Annotated in this window: 1 protein-coding gene and 1 pseudogene; both read right to left on the bottom strand. The window is 74.6% G+C overall.

Features of this window, described 5'->3' with window-relative positions; translation table 11 throughout:
• Window positions 1-463, bottom strand: a pseudogene (locus tag AWZ10_RS23695) (hypothetical protein); the annotation flags it as partial.
• A gap of 211 nt (window positions 464-674) precedes the next feature.
• Entirely contained in the window at window positions 675-1079 is a 405-nt protein-coding gene (locus AWZ10_RS23690) for a DUF5997 family protein (RefSeq protein WP_046705613.1), read from the bottom strand.
• Between the last annotated feature and the right edge of the window lie 72 nt (window positions 1080-1151).

Here is a 1151-nt window from a genome sequence, read left to right as displayed (position 1 = left end):
GGACCTCGGCGTGCGGATGCCCCGCGAGCCGGGCGGCCACGTCCGGCGCGGCCCACAGGGCGAGCTCCACGACGACCCGTACGTCCGAGTCGGCGGCGAGTGTCTCCACCACGTCCGGCGGCAGGCCGGGGCAGGCGGCCAGCTTCTCCCGGTGCTCGACGTCCGGATCCACCGCGAGGAGGCGGGCCCACTCCGGGGCGCCGGCACCCTCGTCGAGCAGCGCCAGGGCAGCGAGCGGCTGCGCCGTGGGATCGACGTCGGCAGCGGTCAGCCTGCCCTCGTACGCCAGCAGCACACCGTTCCCCTCGTCCCGCGCGGCCAGCGTGGCCGCCTGCGCCCGGCTGAGATCGGCACGGCCGGCGAGACCGTGGTCGACGTCGGCGTCCGCCACCGCGATCAGCCGGTCGACCAGCTCGGACGGCAGGGCCGGATTGGCGGCGAGTCCGTACAGGAGATGGTTCACGGAGGGCATCCTGCCCCGGGGCCCTGCCGCACGGCTCATGGATTTTCGCCGGACGGCGGTCGTGATGGGCGGGTGCGGGTGTCCGGTTCGGCTGATGCGGGCTTCGGTTCGCCCGGGCGCGGGCACGGACGTCCGGTTCACCGGGCACGACATCCGGCTCGTCCGGCTCGTCCGGTGCCGCCGAGCGCCCGGCGGCACCCGGCGAACCGGGTCAGGAACGACCGTCGTCCGACTGGGCCGCCCGCTCCGCGTTGCGCTTCTTGATGCGGGCGCCTTCCTTGCGGACCTCGGCCTGTGTGGCGCGCTCCTTCTGCAGCCACTCGGGGCTGTCCTGCCGCAGGGCCTCGATCTGCTCGGTGGTGAGGGCCTCGGTGACTCCGCCGCGCGCGAGCCCCGCGATGGAGATGCCCAGCCTCTCGGCGACCACCGGGCGGGGGTGCGGGCCGCTGCGGCGCAGTTCCGCCAGCCAGGCGGGCGGGTCCGTCTGGAGCGCGGTCAGCTCGGCGCGCGTGACGACGCCCTCCTGGAACTCGGCGGGCGTGGCCTGGAGGTACACACCCAGCTTCTTCGCCGCGGTGGCGGGCTTCATGGTCTGGGTGGTCTGGTGCGACGTCATGAGGTCAAGGGTATCGACCATGTGCGCGACCGCCGACCACGGCCGACGACCGGGCCCGTCGCCGTACCCGTG

The organism is Streptomyces europaeiscabiei (assembly GCF_001550375.1).
GTDB classification, from domain to species: domain Bacteria; phylum Actinomycetota; class Actinomycetes; order Streptomycetales; family Streptomycetaceae; genus Streptomyces; species Streptomyces europaeiscabiei.
Note: the sequence above shows the minus strand (reverse complement) of the source record. Positions and strands in the feature narration are given on the sequence as shown.